Source organism: Phormidium sp. CCY1219, assembly GCF_055795085.1.
This window is the reverse complement of sequence record NZ_JAYFEQ010000818.1, coordinates 1-26,526: the sequence shown is the minus strand read 5'-3', so window position 1 is coordinate 26,526 and position 26,526 is coordinate 1. Positions and strand designations below refer to the sequence as shown.

Here is a 26,526-nt window from a genome sequence, read left to right as displayed (position 1 = left end):
GTTTAGGCTGGTCAGGTGGTTAGAAGTACAAGCCCCTGGCTTTAGACATGGGGTTGGTTTCTACGGAGTCCCTGACCCCAATCTGATTCATAGCCGAGACTAATACTACCGTCAATTTTCGGCTTTGTCAAGGGATCGTCACCCCCATCGCGTGAGTTAGCTCTATCTAAGTCAGAATAAGGGATTGACGGAAAATTAGCCTCTATTTTTTGACCGCGATCGCCAATTTTATTTTTTTTTAATATTTCTATTTTTGATTTCGGGGAGATTGCCCCAGGGGTTGCGAGGCGATCGCCGGGGCAATCGCCTCGCGGGGTTTGAGTGGGGAGGTCAGGGAGTAGGGTGGGTCACTGATTGCTCAACCTACCCGTGAGGTCGGTGCGTAAGCCCTGACTCGTTTACTCGTTTATTTTTCTGCGTGAATTTCAGTTAATTGTCGCCCGATGCAGTTGCCAAACCCCGAAACCACCAATGGAGCACGATTGACAAACGATTTGATGCGAGCTTACCTTGAGGCACCAGGGTGATTCCCGGATTGAAAAACACTGTGCATTAACAGCTCATGCACCAACAATGCCACCACAAACCCGGGGAGAATCTCGTACAGAACCTCAGAATATCCCAAAACTCGCCAAACGATGGTGGTCAGCAATCCGGCGATCATCATCGCACTCAGCGCCCGATAATTGGTGCGTCTTTGGATTAAAATAATCAGCATCGCAGGACCAATGGAACCCGCCACCGCTCCCACCCCAAATAAAATCAGGGAAAACACAGTAGTGGAGAGATTCAAGGTGGCGATCGCCGCTAAAATGCCCACAATCAAGGTCATGGCTTGCTCGTATTTCACCCCATATCTGCGAGCCATTTTTTGATAGAAAGACGGCCAAATATTGCGCGCTAGGGCACTCGAGCAAACCAGAAGCTGGGAATCTGCAGTAGAAGCAATCACGGAGAATACGCCAGCCAAAACGATTCCCACCACAAAGGGATTAAATGTTTGCATGGCATAGTAAGGTAACGCCTGTTCCGGATCGTCAATGGTGGTAATTAATGTTCGAGAAATGACGCCAAATAAAACCATCGCCGTCCAGGTAGAATAGACATAGGCTAAATACACCCAGCGCGCTTGTTTGGCTTCCTGGGGACTGCGACTCGCCAGCAAGCGAACCAATACTTGGGGCTGGGAGATATCAAACCCGAAGCCGAAAAAGAAAAACCCAACGATATAAAGCAGTAACGTCCAAGGAGTGAATCCAGCGGTGAAATTGGTCAATTGCGGGTCGATCGCATTTAAGTTCTCGATAATTGCGGACACGCCACCCCCAGCATTCAGCGCGACTGCGAGCATTCCAAATGAGACAAATAGCACCACAAATGCCTGCACCACATCGGTCCAAATAGAGGCTCTCAAACCGCCAGTGACGCAGTACACGAGAATCGCACCTGCTGCGATAAACGTACCGATGATAGGGTTCACGCCAAAAAACACATCCAGGGTTTTGGCGGCAGCGGCAAATTGGCCGGAAGTATAAGCGCCAATAAATACCACGGTAATCGCCGCCACAATGAAGGTAATAAGTCGCTTCCCTTGGGGTTTTTTTGCAGTGGATCCGAGTAATTCGGGAACGGTTTGCGAGTCTTTTTCTAGGGAAAGTTTGTTGATTTTATCGGGAAAAAATTTCCAGAAGGTAATATCGCCCAAAAAGTAGGCGATCGGCAGCAGTAGGGAGGAAATACCCATCGTGTAGGCCGTTCCTACAGCGCCCACCATAATCCAACCGCTATTTCCCGTGGCCCCTGCACTCAGTCCGATGAAGACCTTGCCAAAGGAGCGATTTCCCAATAAGTAATCGCTCTCGGTATTGTCGGAAGCTTTAGCGGCGATCGCGCCTATCCATAAGAAAATGACCAGAAAAACTGAAAAGCTGGCAATTGTCGTTAAAGATTCCATTGTTGGATAAAAAATTACAAGTGGGTGAAAAAGATTAACCCACTTTAGCATAAAAACTTGGGTAACGCCACTGAGACCCAAGGTTTCAGCAAAGTGGCCTCCGGGAGTAAATCGGGGAGAGTGGCGATCGCGCGCAGATCCGGTAGGGTGCGTGACGCCCGCCACCCAATCCAGGGCGCGATCGCTCACTTGCTTGCGGGCGTCACGCACCGACTTGCCTGCGGGCGTCACGCACCGATTCTCACAAGGGCGATTTTTATACAAAAACCAGTCTTACTCCACCGACAGTCGGCATTGGTAGAGCTTGTGATAATAAGGCAGACAAAATTCATACGCCCGCTCCAGATGGGCGTTACCCTGTATGTTTGTATATTTTTTATCTTTCCGTTCCTGGAAGCCCCGGCTGGACTGGACGTAAGTATGCCATCCGCCTTCCCATTGATTGATATCCGGTCTGACGCGAGAGTTCCATGAAAGTGCTTCTTGGATGAAGGGGATGCCCACGGCATTACAATACGCTTTCACCGTTGCTATCGGTTTTGCCACCAAATCGTCCGAGTCAATCAGGATGGGGACCGTGCCGCTGTTTTCCCGCACTTGTTGGAAGAGGGTATAGAGTTCGGCATATCCGGCTTCTTCTAAGGTAAAATCAGGCCACCTTGCAAACAGGGAGGGCAAGCTTTTAGCTGGATGTCTGATGAGAAAGGTATGGTGAAAATGAGACAAAAAATCTGCGTTTCCGGCGAGATGAGGGACATAGTAGGCCATGTCTTTCATAAAAACCGGCTGCTTTTGCGACGCTTGCTTTAGCCAGGTTAATATTGAACTAAAATTATATTCGGGATTGGGTTGGATATCCGGGTAACGGGTGGTATTGCGCCGCTGTTCGCTGTAATAATAAGATAAACCAAACGGTTCGTCGAAAACCCAAAAATCGCCGCGTTCGCGCATCATACACTCAAATGCAGTGGAAGTCGATCGCGGCACTGCCCACAATGCTAAAATTTTGTCCATTAGTTAGGTAATTCCTTCCTATGCTTGCCATTAAATTGGGGAAAAATAAGCCTTTCGTCCGTCGATCGAGTGGGGCGGCGGACGAAGAAAGAGATTCTGCCCTAAAGGCATCTACCTTGTGGAGGAATTTCTATCAGCGTCGGTGACTTTTTCTGCAGCAGATAAAGAAGACAGAACTCACTTCCAGGACGCCACGCTCTATTCATAAACTGCGATCGGCTTACCCAAAACCTCCAGTTTCGGCTCTACACCCAGTCCCGGTGCTTCTGGCGCAAAGGTTTTGCCCCCTTGATTGCGCGCCCCACCTGTAGCGGTATCTACCGTGAGCATATCGTGGCACAACCAAGTGGCGCGCAAAAAGGTTTCGGGAGTCGCTTGAGCCAGATGTGCGGCTCCCGTGTCTGCAATGACACTTCCGCCGGTTTCTTCAATATTCATGCGAATGCCGGTTTCTATACAAAAATCGCGGATTCGCTTGGCTTTGGTTAAGCCTCCCACACGACCGACTTTCAGGCCAATTGCCTCACAAGCCCCATTGGCTTGAGCGCGCACTACATCGCCATAGCGCTGAATGCATTCATCGAGAATAATCGGATGCGAAGTGACGCGCCGCACTTTCAGGCATTCTTCATAGGTTTCGCAAGGCTGCTCGAAATAAAAGATAGGGTCGGTCACCGCATTCATCACCCGCATGGCTTCATCTACCAACCAGGCTCGATTCACATCAAACGTGGCGCTTTCATTGGCGGGTAAATAAGCACCAATCGCTTTAATTCTTTCGATGTCTAGCGCCACATCGGCTCCAATTTTACAACTATGGATAGTGTAGCCTTTTTGCTGACCCCGTTTAATCGATTCAATCATTTCCTCTGGGGTGCCGGTGGGCACGGAATTTTGGATAATAATGGGGTGGTCTAAACGTCCGCCAAATAGTTCGCAAAGCGGGAGTTTTGTGGCTTTTCCTAGGATATCCCAACAGGCCATATCCAAGGCGGATTTAATGTAGGGATGACCGGGGAGGGCAATATCCATTGTCCGATAGATAAAATCCGTGCGTCTGGGGTCGAGTCCGAGGAGTTGCGGGGCGAGTTCTTCAATTCCCGCCCGCACACCCCGGGCAAAAGCGGGTAAATAAGTGGAACCCCAGGGGCATCCTTCCCCCCATCCTCGGATTCCTTCGTCGGTATCGATCGCAACTATCGTAGAATCGAGTTTGTCAAAATACAATCGACCGCCGGATAGCCAGTAAGGATGCTCTAGGGTTAAGGTAATTTGATAGACAGAAATTCGAGTAATTTTCATTGAATTGAATGGGAATTTTTGGAGTTGTAGGGTGAGGGGTTAAGGGTTGGTTCTATCAGGGACGATCGCAACTTTACCGAAAAAGCGTTTGCTTTGAAAAAACTTCTGGGCCGCTTTGATTTCACTGAGGGGAAACACTTTGGCCACTTGGGGTTTGAGCAGCCCTCGGTCGATATAGCCGACCAAGCGTTGAAATACTTCGGCTTCCAGGCGGGTCGCCCCTTTCATTTCCACATCTTTATAAATCAAATCCCGCAAGTCCAGGGAAACCAGTGGACCTGCGATCGCCCCTGCTGTCACATATCGTCCGCCGATGCTCAAGGCTTTGAAAATTACCTCAAAATAGTCTCCGCCCACCACATCCACGCAGACGCTGATGTGATGGCGCGCCAAATTTGATGCCAATCCATCAGTGCGCGGATAAACATAATCGGCACCTAATTGTTGCGCCAGATGTTCTTTATTCGGTCCGACAATTGCGATCGCGGTTGCCCCGCGAATTTTAGCCAACTGAATCGCCGAACTGCCAACCCCGCCAGAAGCCCCCATAATCAACACCGTATCTTTCGCCTCTACCCTGGCCTTGGTCAGCAGATTTTCTGCGGTAGAATAAGAGCAAGGTATGGTGGCTAATTCCGCATCAGACAGGGATGAATGAATCGGGTAAACGTTCGTCGCCGGAATGGCCACATATTCGGCAAATCCTCCATTCAATTCACTGCCCACATATTTGTAGTTTTCCGGGCTTTCTCCCCGAATCCAGGGGTCAACAATTACCCGTTTATTCAGCAGGCTAGCTTCCACATCGGAACCGAGTTCTACCACTTTCCCGACAACATCCGCACCTTGTATTCTGGGAAAGTCGATGCCAGTTTGCGACCAGCCGGTGGATTTTTCCGCCTCGTTTTTCTTCGTATCTTGCAGGATTTCTTGAAAGCCTTCATCTGCGGCATACCAGCCTGTACGGGTATTGATGTCGGTATTGTTGACCGAACAAGCCCCCACTTTAATCAATACTTCTCCGCTTTGGGGAACGGGTTTTTTGACTTGGGTATATTCCAGTTTTTCCACTCCCCCATATCCAGTGAGAAGCACGGCATTCATTAACTGTGTCATCTTGTGTTATTTGCCACGCCAGAAAACGGTCTTCTCCCCAACTCACTAGACTAATTCTTTGGCTCTGCCTCCTCCTTCTTTGGTTTCCCAAATCGAGACGAAATTCTCGAGCATTACTTCTTTGGAACTGATTTTTTTATCTGTGTTAAACGGTTCGATGATGGTATCGATATTCGGATAGACAAAGAAGGGGAATGAAATGCGGGTGGTGTTGCAGTGATTGTGAATGACTTCATGGGGTGTGCTAACAAATAACCCGTTCGTCCACAGTTGCAACATATCCCCTAAGTTGACCACAAATGCATTTTCTAGGCAGGGGGCATCTATCCATTTTTCTTTCGTATGCACGCGCAAAGAAGGCTCGGGAAGGTATTCTTGGATTAAAATGGTAAAAATTCCGTTATCGGTATGTTTGCCCGCTTGCCCAAAGTCTGCGGGATAATAAATCATCCGGTGGATTAAAATGGGGTCGGTAAAGTATCGATCGAACCAATTGGCCTCTAAGCCTAACGCTAAGGCTAACCCTTTAAGCAAGTTAGGGAGAACCTTTGTCATTATTTCATTTTGGAGCTGATAGTGCGAGCTGGCAAATTCGGGAGCCACACTGTCGTCGGGCATGACTGTCGGACCGGTAAAGGGTTTATCCGAGAGGGGTCTTTCTAACCCTAAATCGAAAATTTCTTTGGGGTCAGCTCCACTGGCGTTGAGAAATTCTCCGTACAATGGAATGTAACCCCGGGAGTTTTTGGGGTAAACTTTTTGATAGTCTTGGGCGTAGTTGAGTTTGACCGCTTCTGGGAGTTCAAAAAATTTGCGGGAGGCGGCAATGGTGCGGTGGATGAGTTCGGGGGAAATGCCATGTTCGCTGATATAGAAAAAGCCATGTTCGTAGCAGACATCGTAGAGACGTTTGATTTCGCGATCGCTGGCTTTTTGTAGCTCGGATAAAGAAATAATCGGTAGGGTGTTCATAACTTTATGGAGAGGGTGGGGTAAGAACGACAAAAGAGTTGCGTTGGGGAGAAGCATTCGGAGTGGAGTCAATCAATGACTCCTTCTCCCGGATTCTCGCTTTGGCTTTTCTAGGAAGTTAGCATACGGCAAACGCCCAGTAGTGAGCGCCTTCTTCGGCAATATACGGACCGTCCATTTGGTTGCTCACTCGCTTCACTTTGCCTTCGGCGACGAAGCGATCGCAAACCGCTTGGAAATCGGTGCTGTCGTAGTAGCTTTTCCGAGTGCTGACCACTATCAAGCCGCCCGGTTTGGCAATCCGAATCAGCTCTGACAACGAGTCAGGAGGTACGTGACCGAGGGTAAACACGCCGCAACACAAAATTGCATCGTATTGGTTGTCTTTATACACCTCATTTTTTTGGGTCATATCGATGCCACCGTTGAGGGTTCGATAGGCATCGGTGGCTTGGGCTTTTTCCACCATTTTGTCGGACAAGTCAAACCCATCGACGTTGCGATACCCTTTTTGCTTGAGGAAAATTCCCACCAAACCGGTGCCGCAACCGGCATCGAGAATCTCCAGATCGCGATCGCCCGAATCCACGGTTCCTTTATCGCTTTTCAGGCTGGCAAAATAATTGACAATGTATTCCGGACCGGCATATGCCTCGTTGGACACATCGCGATCGTAAGCCCCAGACCATTTGTCGTAATACTCGCCGATTTTTCCCGAGTCGCCAGACAAATTATGGGCTTCTTTAATGGCATCAAAACTTTCAGTGGTTTGAGTTTTTACAGCTTGATTCATCATCCTTTGCGTCCCAACTTTGTTTGACTGGTTTGTGCTTTTTGTGTTGCGCTACTTCCCGGGGTAAACCCAGCAGCAGCTTGTCCAATTCAAAAGCGCCCGTATCAATGCTGACTCGCTCTGTGGTTAAGCCACCTGCCTCATCGGTTCTTCTAATAAGGCATCAATCATTTTGGTCATGTAAGGGATTATGGCATTTCTGCCCAAATCCATCTGCTTAATTTTCCTCACAATTCGGGGGTCAGGCTGATAGTATCCCTCATTATCGAACACCCAACTGGTTCCACAACTCCATCGTACCACATCGGTTAGCAGCGCTCTGCTTAATCCCATATTTTTTCCTAACTGATAGGCTTCTTGGAGGATGACATAATTCACATAGGCCATGAACTCGGTCAGAGTTTCTGCCAGTTCTACTAACTCCGCAGCCAAATCATAGGATGGTGGGGGGTCGTAGTGGAGTTGATAGGGCAAGGGTTTGATGCGCCCATATCGGTCTTCGACTAAGGTTTTGGAATGGACGTAATTGGGGTTGGCTCCATAGGGAGAGGGGGCGGTAAATCCAACCACTCTCAATCGCAGATTGTTTTCTTCTTCAATCAACTTTGTTACGGTGACGTGACCGAGTTGCTGGTCGTATTTTTCCCCGGCTTGGCGATATCGTTCTTCTACGATTCTACCGATGGGCATCGGCACATTCAGTTCGTCTGCCAACTTCACCGTTAGGTCCGTATCCTTGACGGTAATTTCTAAGGTACAAGAGCGATCGTAGCTGCCATCTAAGATGAAGGGAGAAACTTGTTCCGCCACAAAACTGCATCCTCTGGAAGCGCGGATAAAATCCCACATCCAGTGCAGAGGAATGCCATTTCTGTAGGCAACCATCAACACTTCCCCCACTAAGATAGTTCCGGTATAAAACAGCAAGTTGGTGAGCAGTTTGACGGTTTGAGCTTTGCCGATATTTTCGTTAACAAAAAACGAGATTTGGCCCATCGTGTTTAAAACATCTTTGCTTAATTCATACCCTTCTCTATCCCCGCTAACATAAAAGCTGACATTGGCAAAATCCACCCCCATGTGGGACAGATTGCTCACGGGTGCTTCTAAACTATAAATGCCTCGTTTCGCCGCTACCCCGGCGATGTATTTCGTATTGTGATAATCCGTGGTGGAGGTGTCGATCCAGGTGGATCCTGGCTGCATTCCTTCGATCGCCCCGTTTTCCCCCAACATATTTTCCAACACGTGATGCGGTAGGGGCAAACAGGTGATGACCACCCCGCACCCCCGCGCCGCCTCTGCGGGAGTATCGGTCCAGATAGCTCCCGCCGCCACCACCGTGTCTGCGGCTTCTTTATATTTGTCGTACACTTGAACCGGATAGCCCTTCTCTAAGAGTTTGAAGATCATGGGGCGACCCATCGCACCCGTGCCAATGAAGGCGACTTTGGTAAGAGTATTCATCTGTTTGCTGATTTGATTGGCGATCGTTTCGATAATTCTGTCCCAGAATCTCGTTCCATCACCTTATATCGGTTTCATTTTCGGTCGGATACCTGTCTCATATATTGCCTAAGTTAGTTTAGGCCCGATTTTTGGGTTTGTCAAGCCTGGACTACTGAGTTTTTTTGAGTTGGCTCTATCTCTTATCCCTCAATGGTCTCACGGAATTTTCATCCAGTTTTTTTTCCTTTCTCCCTGGCCATCGGGTTGATTTTAACATTTCTTTACACCGCCCCTTCTCCCCGTGATTTCCCACTGACTCACCAGAAAACTAACACAGATGTGCTGCATTTGTCAGCTTATGGCAGAGATGAAAACTATATATAGTCTAGCTTCCAGGGATTTCTTCCCGTAAAAACCCAGGGTGCCACCCAGACGATCGCCTGGGATTGTCGGGGGCAACCGGGACTGACATCTTGGGTCAGGATGGGGGCACAGCAACCACGATCGCCCCTGTTTTGTTCACAGGTGTAGCCAAATCAATTGACACTGTAGCCAAATCAATTGACACTGTAGCCAATTTGGCCACCGCGATCGCCCCACCGATGGATCCTGGCATGGTAGAAAATCCATCAAAAACTGTTAAACGGGCAAATGCACTGCAAAGTTAAGCCGATCGTGCTTGCAACAGCTAAAAAATTGGATCGAGAAAAGGAAAAGTTATGATGTCAATTGCGATCGCGTTACTTGACAAATCCGCACCTTTAGTATCCTATAACTGCAACCCGAAATTGGCTGCTCGCGCGCCCCTGTTAGGCAACCCCCTGACCTTGAGGATCCACCGCTGCGGGCGGAGCCTCAAGGAAAGCGATCGCACCGAAAGTGAGTTTTGGGGACTCCTTTAAGTATAACAATGGCGCCATATTTTATATTTATGGCGGGAAGTAAGTATGTTGCAAAGCGATCCGATGGAAGAGGCGATCGGGGATAGGGATATTTTTTATACAAAGCCTCTTGATATTAGACCGAAATGGCTTGTTTGCTGAGGCTGAGAATCGATTGATTGAATGTAATAGACCGGAACTTTCTTTCAATTACTAGATAACCAAAAAGAGATGTATGTTCGGAAAGCGGTTGCAACCAATGCAAGAGTTAAGTGAAAAAGAACCGCTCTTTTGCTCGAACCGGCACAATTTTAATTCTGGTTATTATACCAAAACCCCAGAAAAAAATCAATAAAAATCCAATGGCTTCCCTATTGGCAATTGGCGATCGCGAGAATTCGCGGCAGCAGAAAAGGAAAACCGAGGCATTATTGGCAGGAAAAGAATCCTTGGCGATCGCTTCGACCCCGAGAAACGAACGCACAATAGGATAAACTAAACAGGAGGTTAACCATATCTGCGTGCTGCTATGAAAAGTCGTTTTCTCGAACACCTGCACAGTCCAGAACGCCCCGTCATCGTGTTCGATGGCGCGATGGGCACCAGCTTGCAATTCCAAAACTTGACAGCGGAAGACTTTGGCGGGAAACACTACGAAGGTTGTAACGAATACCTGGTCTACAGCAACCCGGAAGCCGTGAAAAAAGTGCATCGCGGCTTTCTCGAAGTGGGTGCCGACGTCATAGAAACCGACACCTTTGGCGGCACCTCCATCGTTCTTGCCGAATACGATATTGGCGATCGGGCCTACGATCTCAACAAAACCGCCACCGAGATTGCCAAAGAAGTCGCCGCCGAATATTCCACCCCAGAAAAACCGCGATTTGTGGCTGGATCCATCGGACCGGGCACCAAACTGCCGACCCTGGGACATATTGATTTCAATACCATGAAGCAAGCCTTTGGCGAACAAGCCGAAGGACTGTTCGATGGTGGGGCGGACCTCCTGATTGTCGAAACCTGCCAAGACGTGCTGCAAATCAAAGCCGCACTCAACGGCATTGAAGAAGTCTTCCAGAAAAAAGGACAACGCCTCCCCCTGATGGTCTCGATCACGATGGAAGTGATGGGCACCATGTTAGTCGGATCCGAAATTAGTGCAGCGCTATCCATTCTCGAACCTTATCCGATCGATATCCTCGGACTCAACTGCGCCACCGGTCCGGATAAAATGAAAGAACACATTCGGTATCTGTCGGAAAACTCCCCCTTTGTGCTGTCTTGTATTCCCAATGCAGGCTTGCCGGAAAACGTCGGCGGTCAAGCCCACTATAAGCTGACGCCCATCGAACTAAAAATGGCGCTGATGCACTTTATCGAAGACTTAGGCGTGCAAGTGATTGGCGGCTGTTGCGGGACGCGACCCACCCACATCGAACAACTGGCAGAAATTGGCAAAAGCCTGAAGCCAAAACCGCGTCCCGTGCGAGTTTGGGATGGGGAAGGGGAACCGCCTGCCCGAGACCCCTTACACTATACTCCAGCAGCCGCGTCCATATACAGCGCCCAACCTTACGAACAAGACAACTCCTTCTTAATTGTCGGAGAACGGCTGAATGCCAGCGGGTCCAAGAAGTGCCGCACCCTGCTCAACGAAGAAGCCTGGGATGGACTGGTGGCCCTGGGCAAATCCCAAGTGCGCGAAGGTGCCCACATTCTCGACGTCAACGTAGATTACGTGGGACGCGACGGCGAGCGAGACATGCACGAACTGGTATCGCGCTTAGTGACCAACGTGCCCTTGCCCTTGATGCTCGACTCCACCGAATGGGAGAAAATGGAAGCGGGGTTAAAAGTAGCCGGCGGTAAATGCCTGCTGAACTCCACCAACTACGAAGACGGCGAACCGCGATTTTATAAAGTGCTAGAATTAGCCAAGCGCTACGGGGCCGGTGTGGTGGTGGGAACCATCGACGAAGACGGGATGGCGCGGACTGGAGAGAAAAAGTTCGAGATTGCCGCCCGGGCGTACCGCGATGCGATCGCCTACGGCATTCCCGCCCACGAAATATTTTTCGACCCTCTCGCCCTACCGATCTCCACCGGGATCGAAGAAGACCGCAAAAACGGTCAAGCCACCATCGAATCCATTCGCCGGATGCGAGAAGAACTCCCGGGATGTCATATCCTCCTCGGCGTGTCCAACATCTCCTTCGGCTTAAATCCCGCCGCCCGTCAAGTGCTAAACTCCGTGTTTCTGCACGATGCCATGTCCGTGGGATTGGATAGCGCCATTGTGAGCGCCAGCAAGATTTTGCCCCTAGCAAAAATCGACCCCGAACATCAACAAATCTGCCGCGATTTGATTTACGATCGCCGCAAATACGAAGGAGATGTTTGCGTTTACGACCCGCTAACCAAACTCACCGAACTGTTCCAAGGCAAAACCACCAAACGCGAACGCGGCGTGGACGAAAACCTGCCCGTAGAAGAACGGCTCAAACGACATATCATCGACGGCGAACGCATCGGATTAGAAGATGTCCTCGCCAAAGCCTTGGAGATACATCCGCCGTTGGATATCATCAACAAATACCTCCTCGACGGCATGAAAGTCGTCGGCGAACTCTTCGGTTCCGGACAAATGCAACTCCCATTCGTGTTGCAATCCGCCGAAACCATGAAAAGCGCCGTCGCCTATCTCGAACCCTACATGGATAAAGAAGAATCCGGCGACAATGCCAAAGGCACCGTGGTGATTGCCACCGTCAAAGGAGACGTTCACGATATTGGCAAAAACCTGGTGGATATCATCCTCACCAACAACGGCTATCGCGTGGTCAACCTCGGCATCAAACAGCCGGTGGAAAACATCATCGATGCCTACGAAGAACACAAAGCAGACTGCATTGCCATGAGCGGTTTGTTGGTGAAATCCACCGCCTTTATGAAAGATAACCTGGAAACCTTTAACGAACGCGGAATTAGCGTTCCCGTGATTCTCGGCGGTGCAGCACTCACCCCGAAATTCGTCCACCAAGATTGCCAAAATGCCTATCAAGGTAAAGTCGTCTACGGCAAAGATGCCTTCTCGGATTTGCATTTCATGGACAAATTAATGCCCGCAAAATCCGGCGGCAACTGGGATGACCTGAAAGGCTTCTTAGATGAAGCAGACGAAAACGGTGCCAGTGCAGCCCCCGCAACCAGCGACGGCAACGGCAAAGTTACGTCTCAAACCGAGGCGGAAAAAGCAGAAGAAAAACCCGCCGAACCGGAAGTGGTGGATACCCGGCGGTCCGAAGCGGTGGATGTGGATATCCCTCGCCCCACGCCGCCATTCTGGGGCACGAAAGTGTTACAACCGGAAGATATTCCGTTAGCGGAAATATTCCCTTATCTCGACCTGCAAGCTCTGTTTGTGGGACAATGGCAATTCCGCAAGCCGAAAAACCAATCGCGCGAGGAATACGATGCATTTCTCGCCGAAACGGTGTATCCGATTTTAGAACAGTGGAAACAGCGCATCCTGGATGAAAATCTGTTGTATCCCCAGGCGATTTATGGATATTTCCCCTGTCAGTCGGAAGGGAATACGTTAATCGTCTACGATCCGGAAGAAATGAACGGCGGAAGCAAGGCCCAACCCAAAAAAGTGGCGGCAGAATTTGAGTTTCCGCGCCAAAAATCCGGACGCCGCTTGTGTATTGCTGACTTCTTCGCGCCGAAAGATAGCGGCGTTGTGGATGTGTTTCCCATGCTTGCGGTGACGGTGGGTGAAGTTGCCACCGAGTTCGCAAAAAGTCTGTTCGATTCCGACCAATACACGGATTATTTGTACTATCACGGCATGGCAGTGCAAACGGCAGAAGCGATGTCAGAATGGTTGCACGTTCGGATTCGTCAGGAATTAGGATTTGGTGCGGAAGAACCGGATAATATGCGCGATATTTTGCAGCAGCGCTATCGCGGTTCTCGGTACAGTTTCGGCTATCCCGCCTGCCCGAATATGCAGGACCAGTACAAGCAATTGGACTTGTTGCAATGCGATCGCATTAATATGTACATGGATGAAAGCGAACAGCTTTATCCGGAACAATCTACCACCGCGCTCATCACCTATCACCCGGTTGCTAAATACTTCAGTACCTAATTAATTCCCGGGGGTGGCAATTGTTCCACCCCCTCCCCGGGATGGGTTAACCTTTTCCCTGTTGAGTGGCGATCGCCCCCACGCCTTCTGTACGTTTTCCAAACTTCTCTAAATTTTTATGTGATTTGATAAAAAATTATGTCTTTATCTTGCCAATTTACAACCCAGTAGGTTACACCTAAAAAATAACATCGTCTGGTGGGCGGTGCCCACCCTACTAGACTCCCATTTGAATTTCCAGCCTTCCCCCAAATCCAATTCAGTAGAGCGACTATAATGGCCAAAATTGAAACAGCGAACTTTCTCCAGGATCTCGATCGCGTTGCCACATTTCGCGCTGAAATTGCCAACGGGCTAGACAGCATCGTAGGAACCCTCACCCTTGCCGAATCTCAAGCGAAAACCAACTCCGGACAACTGGGATTAAACCGGGAAATCGAAGACCTCGCCAAAGCGAGCAACAACTTGCGAAAAGGCGTTTTTCGGCTGCTAGTGTTAGGGGACATGAAACGGGGCAAAAGCACCTTTCTCAATGCCTTAATCGGCGAAAAATTACTGCCCAGCGATGTCAATCCCTGTACCGCATTGCTCACGGTATTGCGCTACGGTTCGGAAAAGAAAGTGACCATTTACTTCAATGATGGAACCGAACCCGAAACTGTGGATTTCAAACAGTTTAAGCGCAACTACACCATCGACCCCGCCGAGGCAAAAATTTTAGAACGCGAGAAAAAGCAAGCCTTTCCCACCGTAGATTATGCCGTAGTGGAATATCCCTTACCCTTGCTGGAAAAGGGAATCGAAATTGTGGATAGTCCCGGGTTAAACGATACGGAAGCGCGCAACGAACTCTCCCTAGGATATGTGAATAATTGCCACGCGATTTTATTCGTGTTGCGAGCTTCCCAACCTTGTACCCTGGGAGAACGGCGCTACCTAGAAAATTATATCAAAGGCCGAGGATTGACGGTCTTCTTTTTGATTAACGCTTGGGACCAAGTACGAGAAAGCTTAATCGACCCGGAGGATGAGGAAGAATTAGAAGAAGCCGAATATAAATTGCGGCGCGTATTTCAAGCCAATCTGGCAGAATATTGTCAGATAGAAGGGGAAGATATTTACGACGAACGAGTATTCGAGATTTCTTCCTTAAACGCCCTGCGCCGCCGGATAAAAGAGCCGTCTGGGTCGTTAGAAGGCACGGGATTTCCGGAGTTTATGGCGGCGCTGAATACCTATTTAACCAAAGAACGGGGAGTGTCGGAATTGCGACAGAGCAAAACCCTAGCAAGGCAAGCTGAGCATCACGTGCGAGAAGCGATCGCCCGTCGGATTCCCTTACTCGGGGAAGATGCGGACCGCTTAAAACAACGCATCGCCTCCGTGGAACCGGAATTCCAAAAACTGACCGAAATTCGGGATAAATTCCAAGGGGAAATTCTGTCCCTGCGCGACCAAAAAGCCACGGCGATCGCCGATTCGTTTCGCCAATATCTGCTTAACTTAGACAAAACCTTTGAATCGGATTTTTTGCACTATCAACCCAACTTGAACTTCTTGGACTTCATCAATGCCGGCAAGCGCCAAGAATTTGAAGACGCCCTGATGCAAGCCTTCGAGCAATATATTAACGATAAATTAGCCGAATGGAGTCGGCAAACCGAACCAGAAATGAATACCGCCTTCTTGCAACTGTCGCGCAGCGCGGCGCAATATGGGGCGGATTACAACCAAGTTACGAACAAAATCACCGAAAAACTCACCGGACAGAAAGTGCAACCCCTCAGCACTAGCGCAGGGGAAGACAGCTCCCCCGCTTGGGCAAAATGGGCGATGGGATTGTTTTCCCTGGCGCGCGGAAACCTCGCCGGTGTGGCAATGGCGGGGGCCGGTTTCGACTGGAAAAGCATTCTGCTCAATTATTTTACCGTTATCGGAATTAGTGGGATTATCGTGTCCGTATTTCCGGCGGCGGCGCTGATGGGACCGGTGGGTTTAGCCTTACTCGGGTTAGGCGTGGGACTGGTGCAAGCGGATGGTGCGCGCAAAGAAGTGGTGAAAGCGGCGAAAAAAGAATTGGTGAAGCATTTGCCCCACGTGGCACAGGAGCAATGGCAAACCGTTTACAATGCGGTGAAAGAATGTTTTGACGTTTACGAACGAGAAGTGAGCGATCGCATGAATGATGATATCCAATCTCGCCAAGCAGAGTTAGATAATCTCATTGAGCAAAAGGAAACTCACGAAATTAATCGCAGTGCTGAGTTGGAACGACTGCAAACATTAGAAGAGGAGGTTGTAGCTGAATCTCGCCATATCGAAACCTTGTATGAAGGGTTTATCAAGGCGGTTTCCTAATCCTTGATTCTGGGGGAGACTCCGCCTCGGAATCGGCGTTTCCCCCCAGGGGGAAACGAGTCAAATCGTCCGCGTTGGCGGACGCAAGCTTTTGCCTCGGCGCAATTTTAATTCACCGCTTTTTTCGCCGCTTTTTGTTAGCATTATTTTTCTCAATTCTGGATAAAAAACCATGCAAACCGAAATTTATCAAAATATTTCCCGGGACTTGAAAGCGAGCGTGGGCTTGCTGGAACTGGATAGGGAATCGGCACTGTATCGAGACGCGATCGCGATTGGCGATTATTTAGACAATCCCACCTTTAAAATCGCCGTTTTTGGTCCGTTTAATTACGGCAAATCAACGTTACTCAATGCCTTGCTGGGGGAAAAAGCAATGCCCATCGATTTAATTCCCACCACTGGTGCGGCGATCGCGGTTCGCTATGGCGAGTCGCTTTCCACCACAATTACCCTAACCGATGGCAGAACCCTTTGTCAATCCGGCACCCAAATTCTTAAAGACTATGCCATTCTCAACGAGAACCGCAGAATGCGCGAAGATGTGGCGGCGGTGACGGTGACTTCTCCGCACCCGCTGCTCAAAACCGGGGTGGAATTTTTAGATTTACCCGGAACCAACGATCGCGACGCGCAAGATGCCTTGGTGCGGGATAAATTGCTCGGTGCCGATTTAATCCTCCAAGTCCTCGACGGGCGCAAATTGATGACCTTAAGCGAGCGAGAAAACCTGCGAGAGTGGTTGTGGGAGCGAGGAATAACCACGGTAGTTTTTGTTATTAACTTTCTCAATTTACTCGAACCCGAAGAACAAAAAGAAGTCTCCAATCGGATGCGGTTTGTGGCGAAAAGTTTTCGCTGCAATTTACCCGATGGGATGAGTAATTTGTATCGCGTAGATGCATTACCCGCGTTAAGAGCGAGACTGAAAGGAGATACCGCCGCCGCACAAACCAGCGGATTGGCGGGGTTTGAATCGGCGCTGCAACAGATCGTCGCCGTGCAACGGGAAAAAGCGGCGATTCGCTTTGCACGAGTGCAGGCGATCGCCACCCAAATTCTCCAGTCTTTGCAGGACAAAAAACAAGCCCTCCAAGCACAGATAGACGCCCGCGAAACCCAGCGCCACCATAAAACCGAAATTCAACAAAAAGCGGAAAAACTGATAAAACAGGGATTCTCCAGCAGCAGTTCCGATTTTCAAAACTGGCTTTACCTACCCAAACTGTTAGAGCGCTATCAAACCGATTTGGCAACGGCGCTGGAAAAAGGAGAATTTATCACCTGGGAAAACCAACAGTTCAAACCCACAGTGGAAGCGTATCAAACCCAACTGGTTGAGTGGCTTGATAAAGGCTGCGAATTTTTTCAAACCCCACACCCGGGTCGATTAGAAATACCCTTTCCCGAAGCGCCCCAAGTGATTTTACCCCAACCGCCGGCATCTGTTAATAAATCCGGAGGACTTGCGCCCATCGCCCTGGCGACAGGAGTGGGTTGGATGGTGGGCGGACCGATGGGAGCCGCCGTGGTGGGCGGTGCGTCTTATTTGTTAAGCGGCTCTTCTGCTAAAGAAAAGGCGAACTCGTTAAATGCCTATCAAGCGCAAGTTCGAGCAGCTTATACCGCAGCCGCAAAAGCATATTTAACCCGCTTTAGCGAAGCGGCATTTGCCAGTCTATCTCCCTATGAGAAAATCGCCGAAACCGCCATTCGGTTGCAAATTACTCCAGCCCCAGAAAACCTTTCCACCCAGCAGAATTATCTTGAATATTTAAACAGCTTAGTGCAAAATATCGATGCCGAAATCAACGCCTTGGCCACTCAATTCGCCGAGGATTAAACCCACAGGAGAAAACTACAATGGATAGCGTAGAGGATAAATTTCGCGCCTGGGAAATTGAAGCCGAATTGCAACAGCTCAAAGAGCAGCTAAAAATTCCCTACTCCCAAAGGGAAAGCCGGGGGTCTTCTTCTCATTCTTCCCCCGGAGCGAGTGCATCCGTTACTGATGAAAAATATCGCCGATTCTACCAGATTCTCGAACTGCAACCCGATGCTTCTCTAGGGGAGGTGAAACAAGCCTATCGGCGGTTAGCGAAACAGTGGCATCCGGATTTTTTCGCCCACAATCCTCCATTGCAGCGCAAAGTTCAAGCTAAATTTATCGAGATTAACGAAGCCTACCGCGTATTGTGCAAACTTCCTCGGTGATTTTATATAAAAATGGTGGGCAATGCCCACGAAAAGTCACCGTAGCGCACCACAGGTTCCTGTAGGCTAGAAAGCCGTACAGACGGCGACAAGCCTACTTTTATATTTTGTATGAAAGTAGGCTTTTGATTGTTTTTTTGACAGAAAATTGTCAAGATGGGCATTGCCTACCGATTGCTGCAGCCCTTGGGAAAGGCAGGCATCGGCTCCTACCCTTGCAGGGTCAGTTTTTCCGCGAAGGGAGGATTTCCCGCGCCTGCCTGCATTTCAGGGGTTGATGCCGTGTTAATACGGGGGTGGGGGGAAACTTTTTGCCAAACTGCCCGTCAGGTTTACGTGGAAACACTTAAAATAGAAGTGTTGTTTTGCCGATAGTTTAAAAAATATGAAACGCAATTTCAAACAACAGTGGCAACGCGCTCTGAGGTCGGGGTGGTTTGCGACCCTGACTTCTGCCTTGGGGGTGCTGGTGACCTGTATGGTGTCCAAGCCAGCCCATGCGGTGGTTTTGGCGGGGGAAACTCAGCCGTTTTTCACCCCGGTGGGGGAGAGCGATCGCGCAGACATCTCTTCCACGCCGTTTTTTAATGGCGTGGCCCAGTTAAGAATTAATACACAAAATGGCTATGTGGGGTGTTCCGGTGCCTTGTTAGGTACCGGGTGGCACATTTTAACGGCGGCGCAGTGTCTCACAGACGATGTGGGAAATGCGATCGCCCATCGGGTGGAGGCAACATTTTCCAGCCATGCCAATTTCTTGGTTTCCGACTATTTTATTCACGAAGACTGGCAAGGTCACGATCGCGTTTTCTATGGGGGCGATTTGGCAATTCTCAAACTAGGCGATCGCGCCGATGAGACGATTCGCCGATACAAGATCAATCGCTACCTGGAAACCAGTTTTTTCACCAGAACCGGTTACGGTCAAACCGGAAGCGGCGACAAAGGAGCTGAGGGCAATGCGGGCAAGCTGCGCCTTGGCATCAACACCTATGACGCGATTTTCGGACAGGAACAATTGAACTTATTGGGGTATGATTTCGATAATGGCACCCCGGAAAACGATGCCTCGGGTTATCTGTTTGGCCTCAAACATTTAGGATTGGGAAAATTGGAAAGTATGGCGGCTCCCGGAGATGCGGGGGGACCGACGTTTGATTTTTGGGGCAATATTGTTGGGGTGACATCCTTTGGCGTCGGAAAACTGCCCACCGATGTGGACGATAAGGTAAATTCGTCTTACGGAGAGCTGGGATTCGATACGCGGATCTCATTCTATTCCAGTTGGATCGACGGAGTTTTGAACGACAAGTACAGGCCCACCAAGCCGAGGAAGGTTTCTATCCCCGAACCCTCTTTGGTTGCTGGATTATTGTTATTCGGCTTGGGAGCGTTTGGCACCAGAAAATCCCACGGTAAGGAACCCTTGCAAGAGAGCGATCGCTGGTGAAAATGAACCAGCGATTCACGCCATTAAACATACTTGGCCTGCGTTTGAAAAACCCTCTGGGATAAATGGATATCCCCTGCGAAATAAACAATTATCACTCCGCTGGTTTAATTCTAACAATTTTCAAAAATCTATCGCGAGTACCATAGACGGTAGGGACACGGCATGCCGCATCCCTACTTTTTATTTGTATATTTTTCGGGAAAAAGTGTAGGACTAAAAAAAGCCCCGCACCCGAGACGGGTAGGGCGTTGGTCTGCAACGGTGCCCGCATGACAAGGGCTAATTTAAAACAGACGTTTGACAGGCGGATTTCAGATTGGCTATGCGATCGCGGTGAAATTCTCAGCCGCAATTAAGTTAGCGGAAACGCCATTGAGAGTAACGAGAACTTCTTCGCCCAACGAGATTAAGGTTCCCGCCTCACCTTGGGCGATCGAGAGTTGTGCGAACGTCAAGCCTGCGCCCAATCCCAAAGAATCCACGCCATTCTCAAAATCAATCACCACATCGCCACCGCCACCTGGGCGCAAGACGAAGATATCGCCACCAGAGCCACCGATTAAGGTGTCGCTTCCTAAATCTCCGAACAGGCGATCGTTGCCCTCGCCGCCATCGATCCGGTCATTATTTTGGCCCCCGAAGAGCAGATCGTCGCCGCTACCACCGACAAGATTATCGTTCCCGCGATTGCCGTTGATGGTGTCAGCACCCACCGAACCGGTTATCACATCGTTACCATCCAGGGCGCGCAAACCACCGGCACGCCCTGCGAGCAGTCCCGGCGCAAAGGCAAAGACATTATCGCCATTATTTAAGTTAAAGAATTCCGAAGCGAGAGCCGTATCGCTGCGTGCCGTGAGGTTTTGAATCCGCTGGTCTTGGGCTGGTTCCACATCTGCAGCGCCGAACGAGCCGATCGCCGCCAGATAATTCGCCAGGGCATTTTGCTCCGTACCAAACGTAGCGAACCCCGCATCCACCCCTTCTGGCACTAAATCCACGCGGTTCGAGGTTGCTTCAAACTCCGGGAAAGGATAGTCATCGCCGCCATCCGCCAAGAAACTCAAAGTCACGATGCGGAAAGAGCGATTGGGGTCGCCGACCAATTGGCCGTTTTCCACCACAATATCAGTAACGCTGCCCAATTCGTCACGCAGGGAGAGAGAACGAACGCGCTGTCCGGGGGGCAAAGCGGGATCGAAGCTAAACTCGACACCGCCCACTTGCGGGAACTGACCCGGAGTTGCCCCTGCTTCTGTAGCTGCCACACCATATTCGATAACTTGCCGCAGTTGCGGTGCCGTGAGGGTGAGCAAACTCAGCTCGTTGTTGAATCGCAGGGCATTTTCAATATCGAGTTGGGACACTTCCCCAGCTTCCTTGCCGGCAATCGGATTTGCTCGCGGTGGTGTTTTTTCCCCCACTGCGGCGTCAGCGCCGCTGGCGGTACTGACGGCCCCCACCGAGGCACGGATGCCCCCCCATTTTTAATCGCGATCGCCACGCTCGGATCCACTTGGCGGGCGGCAAACAAATTGGCATCGGCGGTGAGATTGCCGAGATTGGTTTCTTGGGTGCGGGTGTCGCCGCGATCGCCGTTGAGAAATACCTCGCTGCGACCAAAAGTATTCCCGTCTTTCGTGGCGATGACCCCTTGCAAGCCCCCAATCACTTCCACCACTTTCGGATCTGCAGGGACGTTACCGGTTTGGATGACGCCGGTTTCGTCCGTGGCGTAGGCTCCGCTAACATTCGGGTCGATGCTGCCGGGAATCAGAACCCCATTCTCGTCGAAGTCAGCCACTAAGCGACCGACATATTTATAGTTTCCATCGGTATTGATAATCGCCACCGGTTCGCCGCTGGCGGAGGTTTGCAGGATGGGGTAGGGACCTTCCACCGCATCCCCGACGCGCAGGCGATCGGTAGCATCTGCCAACAGGGTGTTGGATCCCCCAGCGATAATCACATCCACATCCCGCAGGCGAGGGGCAAGTTCCTGTTCGACGCTAATCTGCTGCATGTGCGACAGCAGGATAATCTTGTTAATGCCTCGAGCGCTAAGGGCATCCACCGAGGGTTGAATGGTAGCCGCCAGGGCATCGAAATTGTTGGGATCTGCAGGGGAAACCCCCACATTCCCCGGTGACGAGATGCTGTCCAACAGCGGGGTGGTCGCCCCCACAATTCCGATAGGTTGCCCTTGAACTTCAATCACAGCGCTTTTGGCAATGCTGTTCGGTTGGGGCGGTCCGCCGTCGGGAACCACGAATTCGGCTAAATTGCTATCGGTGCTCAAGTCGAGGTTAGCACTCAGGTAAGGAAAGGCGGTGCCGGGATAGTCGCCGTCTGTTTCCAACAGGGAGGCGACGGTACTGGTGCCTAGGTCAAATTCGTGGTTGCCAAAGGTGGCGGCTTGAAACCCCAAGGCGTTGTTAATCACAATATCGCCGCGTCCTGGACCTTCTCGACCTAAGATGTCGCCCAAGGAATCATCGCTACTGGCTGCCAAAAATGGACCGGGAATGTATAAATCTCCGGAAGTTAGGGTCAGGGTGCGATCGGGAAATTGAGAACGCAGAGCGTTGAGGACGCTGGAAAAGCGAGGGGCATCTTCGAGAGCCTCAATGCCGCCCTCTTGGTCCGCTGCGTGCAGGATTTGCAGGGTGAGAGCCATTGTTTCGGTATTCCAATGAGTTTGATGGATTCTGTTATCGTGGCTCAATGTAACAGTTTCGATTCGTCAGGTCAATGGGTCTTTCCCGCGATCGCCACTCCCGGCTGGGCAGTCGATCGCTCCACTCCTACGGATCCTCTGCCCGCCGTCACCGGTCGGGGGTTTATTGCTGCAACTTGACCGCCGTACCTGTGGCGGTAATCAGCAGTAGTGCCCCGCGATCGTCCACGTTAATGGTGCCCGTATCGATTTCGATGCCGACCACGGCATTAGCGCCTAAGCTTTGGGCGCGTTTTTCCAGTTCGGCGATCGCTTCAAGCTGTCCTTTGCGAAAGACCTCTTCATAGCTCCCGGTGCGTCCGCCAATCATATCGCGAATCCCCGCAAAAAAATCGCGCAGGGCATTGCTCCCGTAAACCACTTCTGCTGTGACTACACCTAAATAAGATTCGACCACAGCATCTTGAATGACATCAGTTGTTGTTAAAATCATACCTTGTTCTCACGCGAAAAAATACCCAGTGGCTCCTTTCCCCTCGCCGGAGGGGCAACCGTGGCACCCCGAAGCTGTTTCCCTAAACGGTAGGGGGTTGGATACGGCTGCAAGTCCCGGTGATGGGAACACTTGATGGTAATACTCATTTAGGATAGCAACAGGAGAGAGTTTAGGCCGTGCAAAAGCAGATTTCCTTTGGCGTCAGCCTCTTTTTATTGGGGTCAATTGCCTTCATCCCGTCGGTGGCGGTGGGTGCCCAATTACCCCGTCTGATGGCACAGGTGGCGCAAAATACCGCCGAGCGCGATCGCGACGTGAACGAGTTGTTGCGCGAGGGGCGGGAATTAGTGGATGCGGGGGATTATGCCGCCGCGATCCAAGTGTATTTAACGGCTGCCAATTTAGATGGCGAAAACCCGCGAATTTTTTCCGGGATTGGCTATTTGCAAGCGACGCAGAAAAATTTTGAGGCGGCGGCGAATGCGTATCAACAGGCGGTTACCTTGGATCCCAACAATGCGGATTTCCAATATGCCCTCGGCTACAGTTTGGCGAATTTGGGAGATAACGAAGCCGCCGAAATGGCTTATCGCACAGCGACGCAATTGGATCCGGAGAATTTTAACGCCCATATCGGTCTCGGGGTGGTTCTGCTGCGCCAGGGAGAGTATGAGGAAGCCCTAGGGGTTTATCAGCAGGTCACCAGTCAGGATCCGAGATACTGGCAAGCGTATGAGTCCATCGGTGCCGCACTGCTGCAGCAGGGACGGGTGGATGAGGCGATCGCGGCCCTGGAACAGGCGGTGGAGTTGGCCCCGCGTGAAAGCAGCGTGCAGCGCATTTTAGGGGCGGCATTTCTGGCTCAGGGAGACAGCGATCGCGCCCTGGCGATGTTCGAGCAAGCGGTGGAACTCGAACCGCGCAATGCACAGTTACAGCTCGTGATCGCTAAGCTCCTCCACGATCGCGGCGAGTTGGATGAGGCCCTGAATGTCTATCATCGCGCGGCGGGTTTGGAACCCGAATTGGTGGAACCCCATGTGGCGATCGGCGGGATCCATCTCGATCGGCAAGAATTTCTACAGGCGATTGTGGCTTATCGTCGCGCCCTGGAAATGGCTCCGGATAATGCAGAGGCTTATTATAATCTCGCTTTGGCACTCCAAGGGCGCGATCGCATCTCTGAGGCGATCGACCAGTTAAATATCGCGCGCGACCTCTACGAGGAGCAAGACAATGCGGAAGGTTTGGAAAAAGTTGAGGCCCTCCTGGAGGAACTGGAAGACTAAAGACGCGATTCATTACCTCTCTACAAGAGGCGGTCCAATGGCATAACTAGCGGGTCAAAGCATCATTTGCTATGGGTCATAGCAAATGCGGTTGACAAACCTCGAGGTTTGTCAACCGCATTTGACATGAATTTTCGATGGTGGATGCTTGATTTGTTTAGGGAATGGGGGGCGGTTCGGGTGAAGAAGGCTCGAACACCGGTGCGGTGGGTGTGGCGGGGGGCATTCGGGCGGGGTTTTTTGTCTCTAAGGTGTTGGCGACCAAGACATAGCCGAGATATGCCGGTAAAACCATTGTGGTGACGGCGGCGATCGCCCCAAACAGATTCAGCCAACTGGTGGTCGGTCCGTAGTGACAGCGGTAGGGATCGAATTTGAGCGCCTCTGAATTGAGCATTTTGCGCCAAGCGATCGGTCGTTTGAAGCGCACTCGGCGATCGTCGAGCTTTTCTAACAAGGTCCATCCCGCTTGTTGTTCTTCCTCGCACAATCGCTGCAACACCTGGGGATCGCGAAATAAATCGAAATTCGCTCGGACGATTTTGTACTCGAATTCTACCAGTTGGGAGTTGCCCGAGGGTTCTGCCGGCGCAGTCTTTAAGTGGGGGGGGACCGCCGCGAAATGAGTCAGTTGCCGATCGCTGTTTCCAGTTGCAGAAGCCTTTGACTCGGTTTCCCCGGTGGATCTCAATGATGCCGGTGGGGTCTGTACGGTGGTCAGTTTTCGATTATTTTGATGATCCGTCAAAATTTCTTCCTCCTCCTGTTGTTTTGCAAGGGAAATTACCTGTCGCCAGCGCAACCATCCACCAGCGATCGCTGCCTCCATTCCGAGACTCCCTACAAATACGCTCCACACTAAAATTTGCAGCATATTGTTCCGCTAAAAAAGGGGTCTATCCATAATAAAATCTGAAGCATAACATGTTTTTTCGCAAAAAAAATAGGCTTAACTTTATCAATAATTATCGCACAATTTTTGATAGCCAAACCTAAGTTTTTCCGATAGCATTCATCGCTTATCCTTCAGCCTTTTTCCTGGGGTCTTAAATAGCCTTCCACCACACAGTCTGTGCCAATGGTTCGCCATTGAATTCGTTCTAATGTTAGGGCATCTGTCATATTCGTGACGCCCAAATCGCCCACTGGCGAAGGTGCAGACTGACCGCCGATGATTTTAGGCGCGATAAAGGCGAGAATTTTTTGCACCGCTCCCTCAGCGATCGCGCGAGCGGCTAAAGTCCCACCACATTCCCAAAGTACGGAAAGCAATTGGCGATCGTAAAGATACTCCATCGCTTTGGCAGGCGTTAAGGGCGTTAACTCGATGACTTCCACCCCTTTCTTCATCAACTGCTGCTGCACATCGGGATTGGCTCCCCCCTCAGTCAGCACCAGGGTCGGCGCTTCCTCCACCTCCCACAAATGCGCCGACCGTGGTAAATCCAGCCTGCGACTCATTACCACGCGCAAGGGATTGTGGTTCCCGGTATGATGACTGGTAAGCTGGGGATTATCTCGACGCACGGTGTTGCCGCCCACAATCACCGCATCGCAAGCCACCCGCAGGGTATGAACCTCATGGCGAGCGTCTGTACCAGTCACCCAACTACTATGGCCGGTGGTGGTGGCGATTTTGCCATCGAGAGTCATCGCATATTTCAAAATGCCAAACGGACGATTGTGGAGCGTCCGATAAAAAAAGGCTTCATTCAGTTTGCGGCAAGCTTCTTCTTCTACCCCCACGATGACCTCTATTCCGGCACCGCGCAACCGCTCGATCCCGCCCCCAGACACCCGGGGATCGGAGTCTACTACCCCCACTACCACTTTTGCCACCCCTGCCTCAATCAAGGCTTCGGAACAAGGGGGGGTGCGTCCATAGTGATTGCAAGGCTCTAAGTTCACGTAAACCGTGGCTCCTCTGGCTTGTTCCCCCGCCGCGCGCAGGGCGAAGACTTCAGCATGAGGGTGTCCCGCCCCGGGATGAAACCCTTCTCCCACGATTTTGCCATCCTTGACGATCGCCGCCCCCACCAGGGGATTGGGCGCAGTCTGTCCCAGGGCGCGGCGCGCCAGTTCTATGCAGCGCCGCATCATTGAGCGATCGAAGTCACCACCGCCGCGATCGCTAGGGTCTGAAGGGCTTGCGTTTTGATTCGGTAATCCTGGCGCTTGAGGAGTCACGGGCAAATTTTCCATTTTGCTGCTGTCAAAGATGCTTATCCCTCAGTGTATCGGAAAGATTGACGGTGCAACAGCGTTAGAGTTAAAATAAACACCCTAATTGTCATATCTACCCACCTCTTTCTAAACTTTCTAAAGGATTGACGTCAGGGACTCCGTAGAAACCAACCCCATGTCTAAAGCCAGGGGCTTGTACTTCTAACCACCTGACCAGCCTA

General features: G+C 50.8%; 21 protein-coding genes. 8 read left to right on the top strand and 13 right to left on the bottom strand.

Annotated elements, in window-relative coordinates:
* Positions 1-505 precede the first annotated feature (505 nt).
* The 8 genes from AC0QH1_RS25775 to AC0QH1_RS25740 all read right to left on the bottom strand — a co-directional run bounded on the left by AC0QH1_RS25775 (position 506) and on the right by AC0QH1_RS25740 (position 9,216).
* The gene (locus AC0QH1_RS25775; RefSeq protein WP_324634302.1) at positions 506-2,185 is read right to left on the bottom strand and encodes a sodium/proline symporter; all 1,680 of its coding nucleotides are present in this window, start codon (positions 2,183-2,185) and stop codon (positions 506-508) included.
* A 42-nt stretch (positions 2,186-2,227) separates the two neighbouring features.
* Positions 2,228-2,968: a sulfotransferase-like domain-containing protein gene (locus AC0QH1_RS25770; protein ID WP_324634301.1), complete on the bottom strand. Its 741-nt coding sequence runs from the start codon at positions 2,966-2,968 to the stop codon at positions 2,228-2,230.
* A 198-nt stretch (positions 2,969-3,166) separates the two neighbouring features.
* A complete protein-coding gene (locus AC0QH1_RS25765) occupies positions 3,167-4,270 on the bottom strand; it encodes a mandelate racemase/muconate lactonizing enzyme family protein (protein WP_324634300.1) in 1,104 nt (367 codons plus the stop codon).
* A 39-nt stretch (positions 4,271-4,309) separates the two neighbouring features.
* Positions 4,310-5,386 carry an alcohol dehydrogenase family protein gene (locus AC0QH1_RS25760; protein ID WP_324634299.1) on the bottom strand — a complete coding sequence of 359 codons (1,077 nt, stop codon included), beginning with the start codon at positions 5,384-5,386 and terminating at the stop codon, positions 4,310-4,312.
* Positions 5,387-5,431: 45 nt separating this feature from the next.
* Positions 5,432-6,358 carry an isopenicillin N synthase family dioxygenase gene (locus AC0QH1_RS25755; protein ID WP_324634298.1) on the bottom strand — a complete coding sequence of 309 codons (927 nt, stop codon included), beginning with the start codon at positions 6,356-6,358 and terminating at the stop codon, positions 5,432-5,434.
* 118 nt (positions 6,359-6,476) lie between these two features.
* Complete coding sequence (locus tag AC0QH1_RS25750; protein WP_324634297.1) at positions 6,477-7,154, bottom strand: class I SAM-dependent DNA methyltransferase; 678 nt, start codon at positions 7,152-7,154, stop codon at positions 6,477-6,479.
* 123 nt (positions 7,155-7,277) lie between these two features.
* A complete protein-coding gene (locus AC0QH1_RS25745; RefSeq protein ID WP_324634296.1) occupies positions 7,278-8,618 on the bottom strand; it encodes an NAD(P)-dependent oxidoreductase in 1,341 nt (446 codons plus the stop codon).
* 460 nt (positions 8,619-9,078) lie between these two features.
* Positions 9,079-9,216 (bottom strand): hypothetical protein, encoded by a 138-nt coding sequence (locus AC0QH1_RS25740; protein WP_324634295.1) that lies wholly within the window; start codon positions 9,214-9,216, stop codon positions 9,079-9,081.
* A 627-nt stretch (positions 9,217-9,843) separates the two neighbouring features.
* Between AC0QH1_RS25740 and AC0QH1_RS25735 the strand changes: the two genes are divergently transcribed.
* From AC0QH1_RS25735 to AC0QH1_RS25710, 6 genes are all read left to right on the top strand, one after another.
* The gene (locus tag AC0QH1_RS25735) at positions 9,844-9,975 is read left to right on the top strand and encodes a hypothetical protein (protein WP_324634294.1); all 132 of its coding nucleotides are present in this window, start codon (positions 9,844-9,846) and stop codon (positions 9,973-9,975) included.
* Between the two features lie 35 nt (positions 9,976-10,010).
* Complete coding sequence (gene metH / locus AC0QH1_RS25730) at positions 10,011-13,634, top strand: methionine synthase (RefSeq protein ID WP_324634293.1); 3,624 nt, start codon at positions 10,011-10,013, stop codon at positions 13,632-13,634.
* Positions 13,635-13,910: 276 nt separating this feature from the next.
* Entirely contained in the window at positions 13,911-15,992 is a 2,082-nt protein-coding gene (locus AC0QH1_RS25725; RefSeq protein WP_324634292.1) for a dynamin family protein, read from the top strand.
* Between the two features lie 172 nt (positions 15,993-16,164).
* A complete protein-coding gene (locus AC0QH1_RS25720; RefSeq protein ID WP_324634291.1) occupies positions 16,165-17,835 on the top strand; it encodes a dynamin family protein in 1,671 nt (556 codons plus the stop codon).
* A gap of 20 nt (positions 17,836-17,855) precedes the next feature.
* Positions 17,856-18,206, top strand: a complete 351-nt coding sequence (locus AC0QH1_RS25715) for a J domain-containing protein (RefSeq protein ID WP_324634290.1) — start codon at positions 17,856-17,858, stop codon at positions 18,204-18,206.
* Positions 18,207-18,591: 385 nt separating this feature from the next.
* Positions 18,592-19,656, top strand: coding sequence for a trypsin-like serine protease (locus AC0QH1_RS25710; RefSeq protein WP_324634288.1), 1,065 nt, complete (start codon positions 18,592-18,594; stop codon positions 19,654-19,656).
* Positions 19,657-19,979: 323 nt separating this feature from the next.
* On the opposite strand, the gene AC0QH1_RS25705 is transcribed toward AC0QH1_RS25710, so the two are convergent.
* Together AC0QH1_RS25705 and AC0QH1_RS25700 are read right to left on the bottom strand one after the other, a co-directional pair.
* A complete protein-coding gene (locus tag AC0QH1_RS25705) occupies positions 19,980-21,026 on the bottom strand; it encodes a 5'-nucleotidase C-terminal domain-containing protein (RefSeq protein WP_442957367.1) in 1,047 nt (348 codons plus the stop codon).
* Positions 20,978-22,336: a metallophosphoesterase family protein gene (locus tag AC0QH1_RS25700; RefSeq protein ID WP_324634286.1), complete on the bottom strand. Its 1,359-nt coding sequence runs from the start codon at positions 22,334-22,336 to the stop codon at positions 20,978-20,980. Before AC0QH1_RS25700 ends, AC0QH1_RS25705 begins: the two co-directional genes overlap by 49 nt.
* 24 nt (positions 22,337-22,360) lie before the next feature.
* On the opposite strand from AC0QH1_RS25700, the gene AC0QH1_RS25695 reads away from it, so the two are divergent.
* Positions 22,361-22,516 (top strand): hypothetical protein, encoded by a 156-nt coding sequence (locus tag AC0QH1_RS25695; RefSeq protein ID WP_324634285.1) that lies wholly within the window; start codon positions 22,361-22,363, stop codon positions 22,514-22,516.
* On the opposite strand, the gene AC0QH1_RS25690 is transcribed toward AC0QH1_RS25695, so the two are convergent.
* A complete protein-coding gene (locus tag AC0QH1_RS25690; protein WP_324634284.1) occupies positions 22,500-22,829 on the bottom strand; it encodes a YbjQ family protein in 330 nt (109 codons plus the stop codon). The genes AC0QH1_RS25695 and AC0QH1_RS25690 overlap by 17 nt on opposite strands.
* 179 nt (positions 22,830-23,008) lie before the next feature.
* Here AC0QH1_RS25690 and AC0QH1_RS25685 point away from each other — a divergent pair, with 179 nt between their 5' ends.
* Positions 23,009-24,121, top strand: coding sequence for a tetratricopeptide repeat protein (locus AC0QH1_RS25685; RefSeq protein WP_324634283.1), 1,113 nt, complete (start codon positions 23,009-23,011; stop codon positions 24,119-24,121).
* A 157-nt stretch (positions 24,122-24,278) separates the two neighbouring features.
* Here AC0QH1_RS25685 and AC0QH1_RS25680 read toward each other — a convergent pair whose 3' ends face one another.
* The gene (locus tag AC0QH1_RS25680) at positions 24,279-24,995 is read right to left on the bottom strand and encodes a hypothetical protein (RefSeq protein WP_324634282.1); all 717 of its coding nucleotides are present in this window, start codon (positions 24,993-24,995) and stop codon (positions 24,279-24,281) included.
* Positions 24,996-25,147: 152 nt separating this feature from the next.
* A complete protein-coding gene (gene ribD, locus AC0QH1_RS25675; protein ID WP_324634304.1) occupies positions 25,148-26,221 on the bottom strand; it encodes a bifunctional diaminohydroxyphosphoribosylaminopyrimidine deaminase/5-amino-6-(5-phosphoribosylamino)uracil reductase RibD in 1,074 nt (357 codons plus the stop codon).
* Positions 26,222-26,526: the final 305 nt, after the last annotated feature.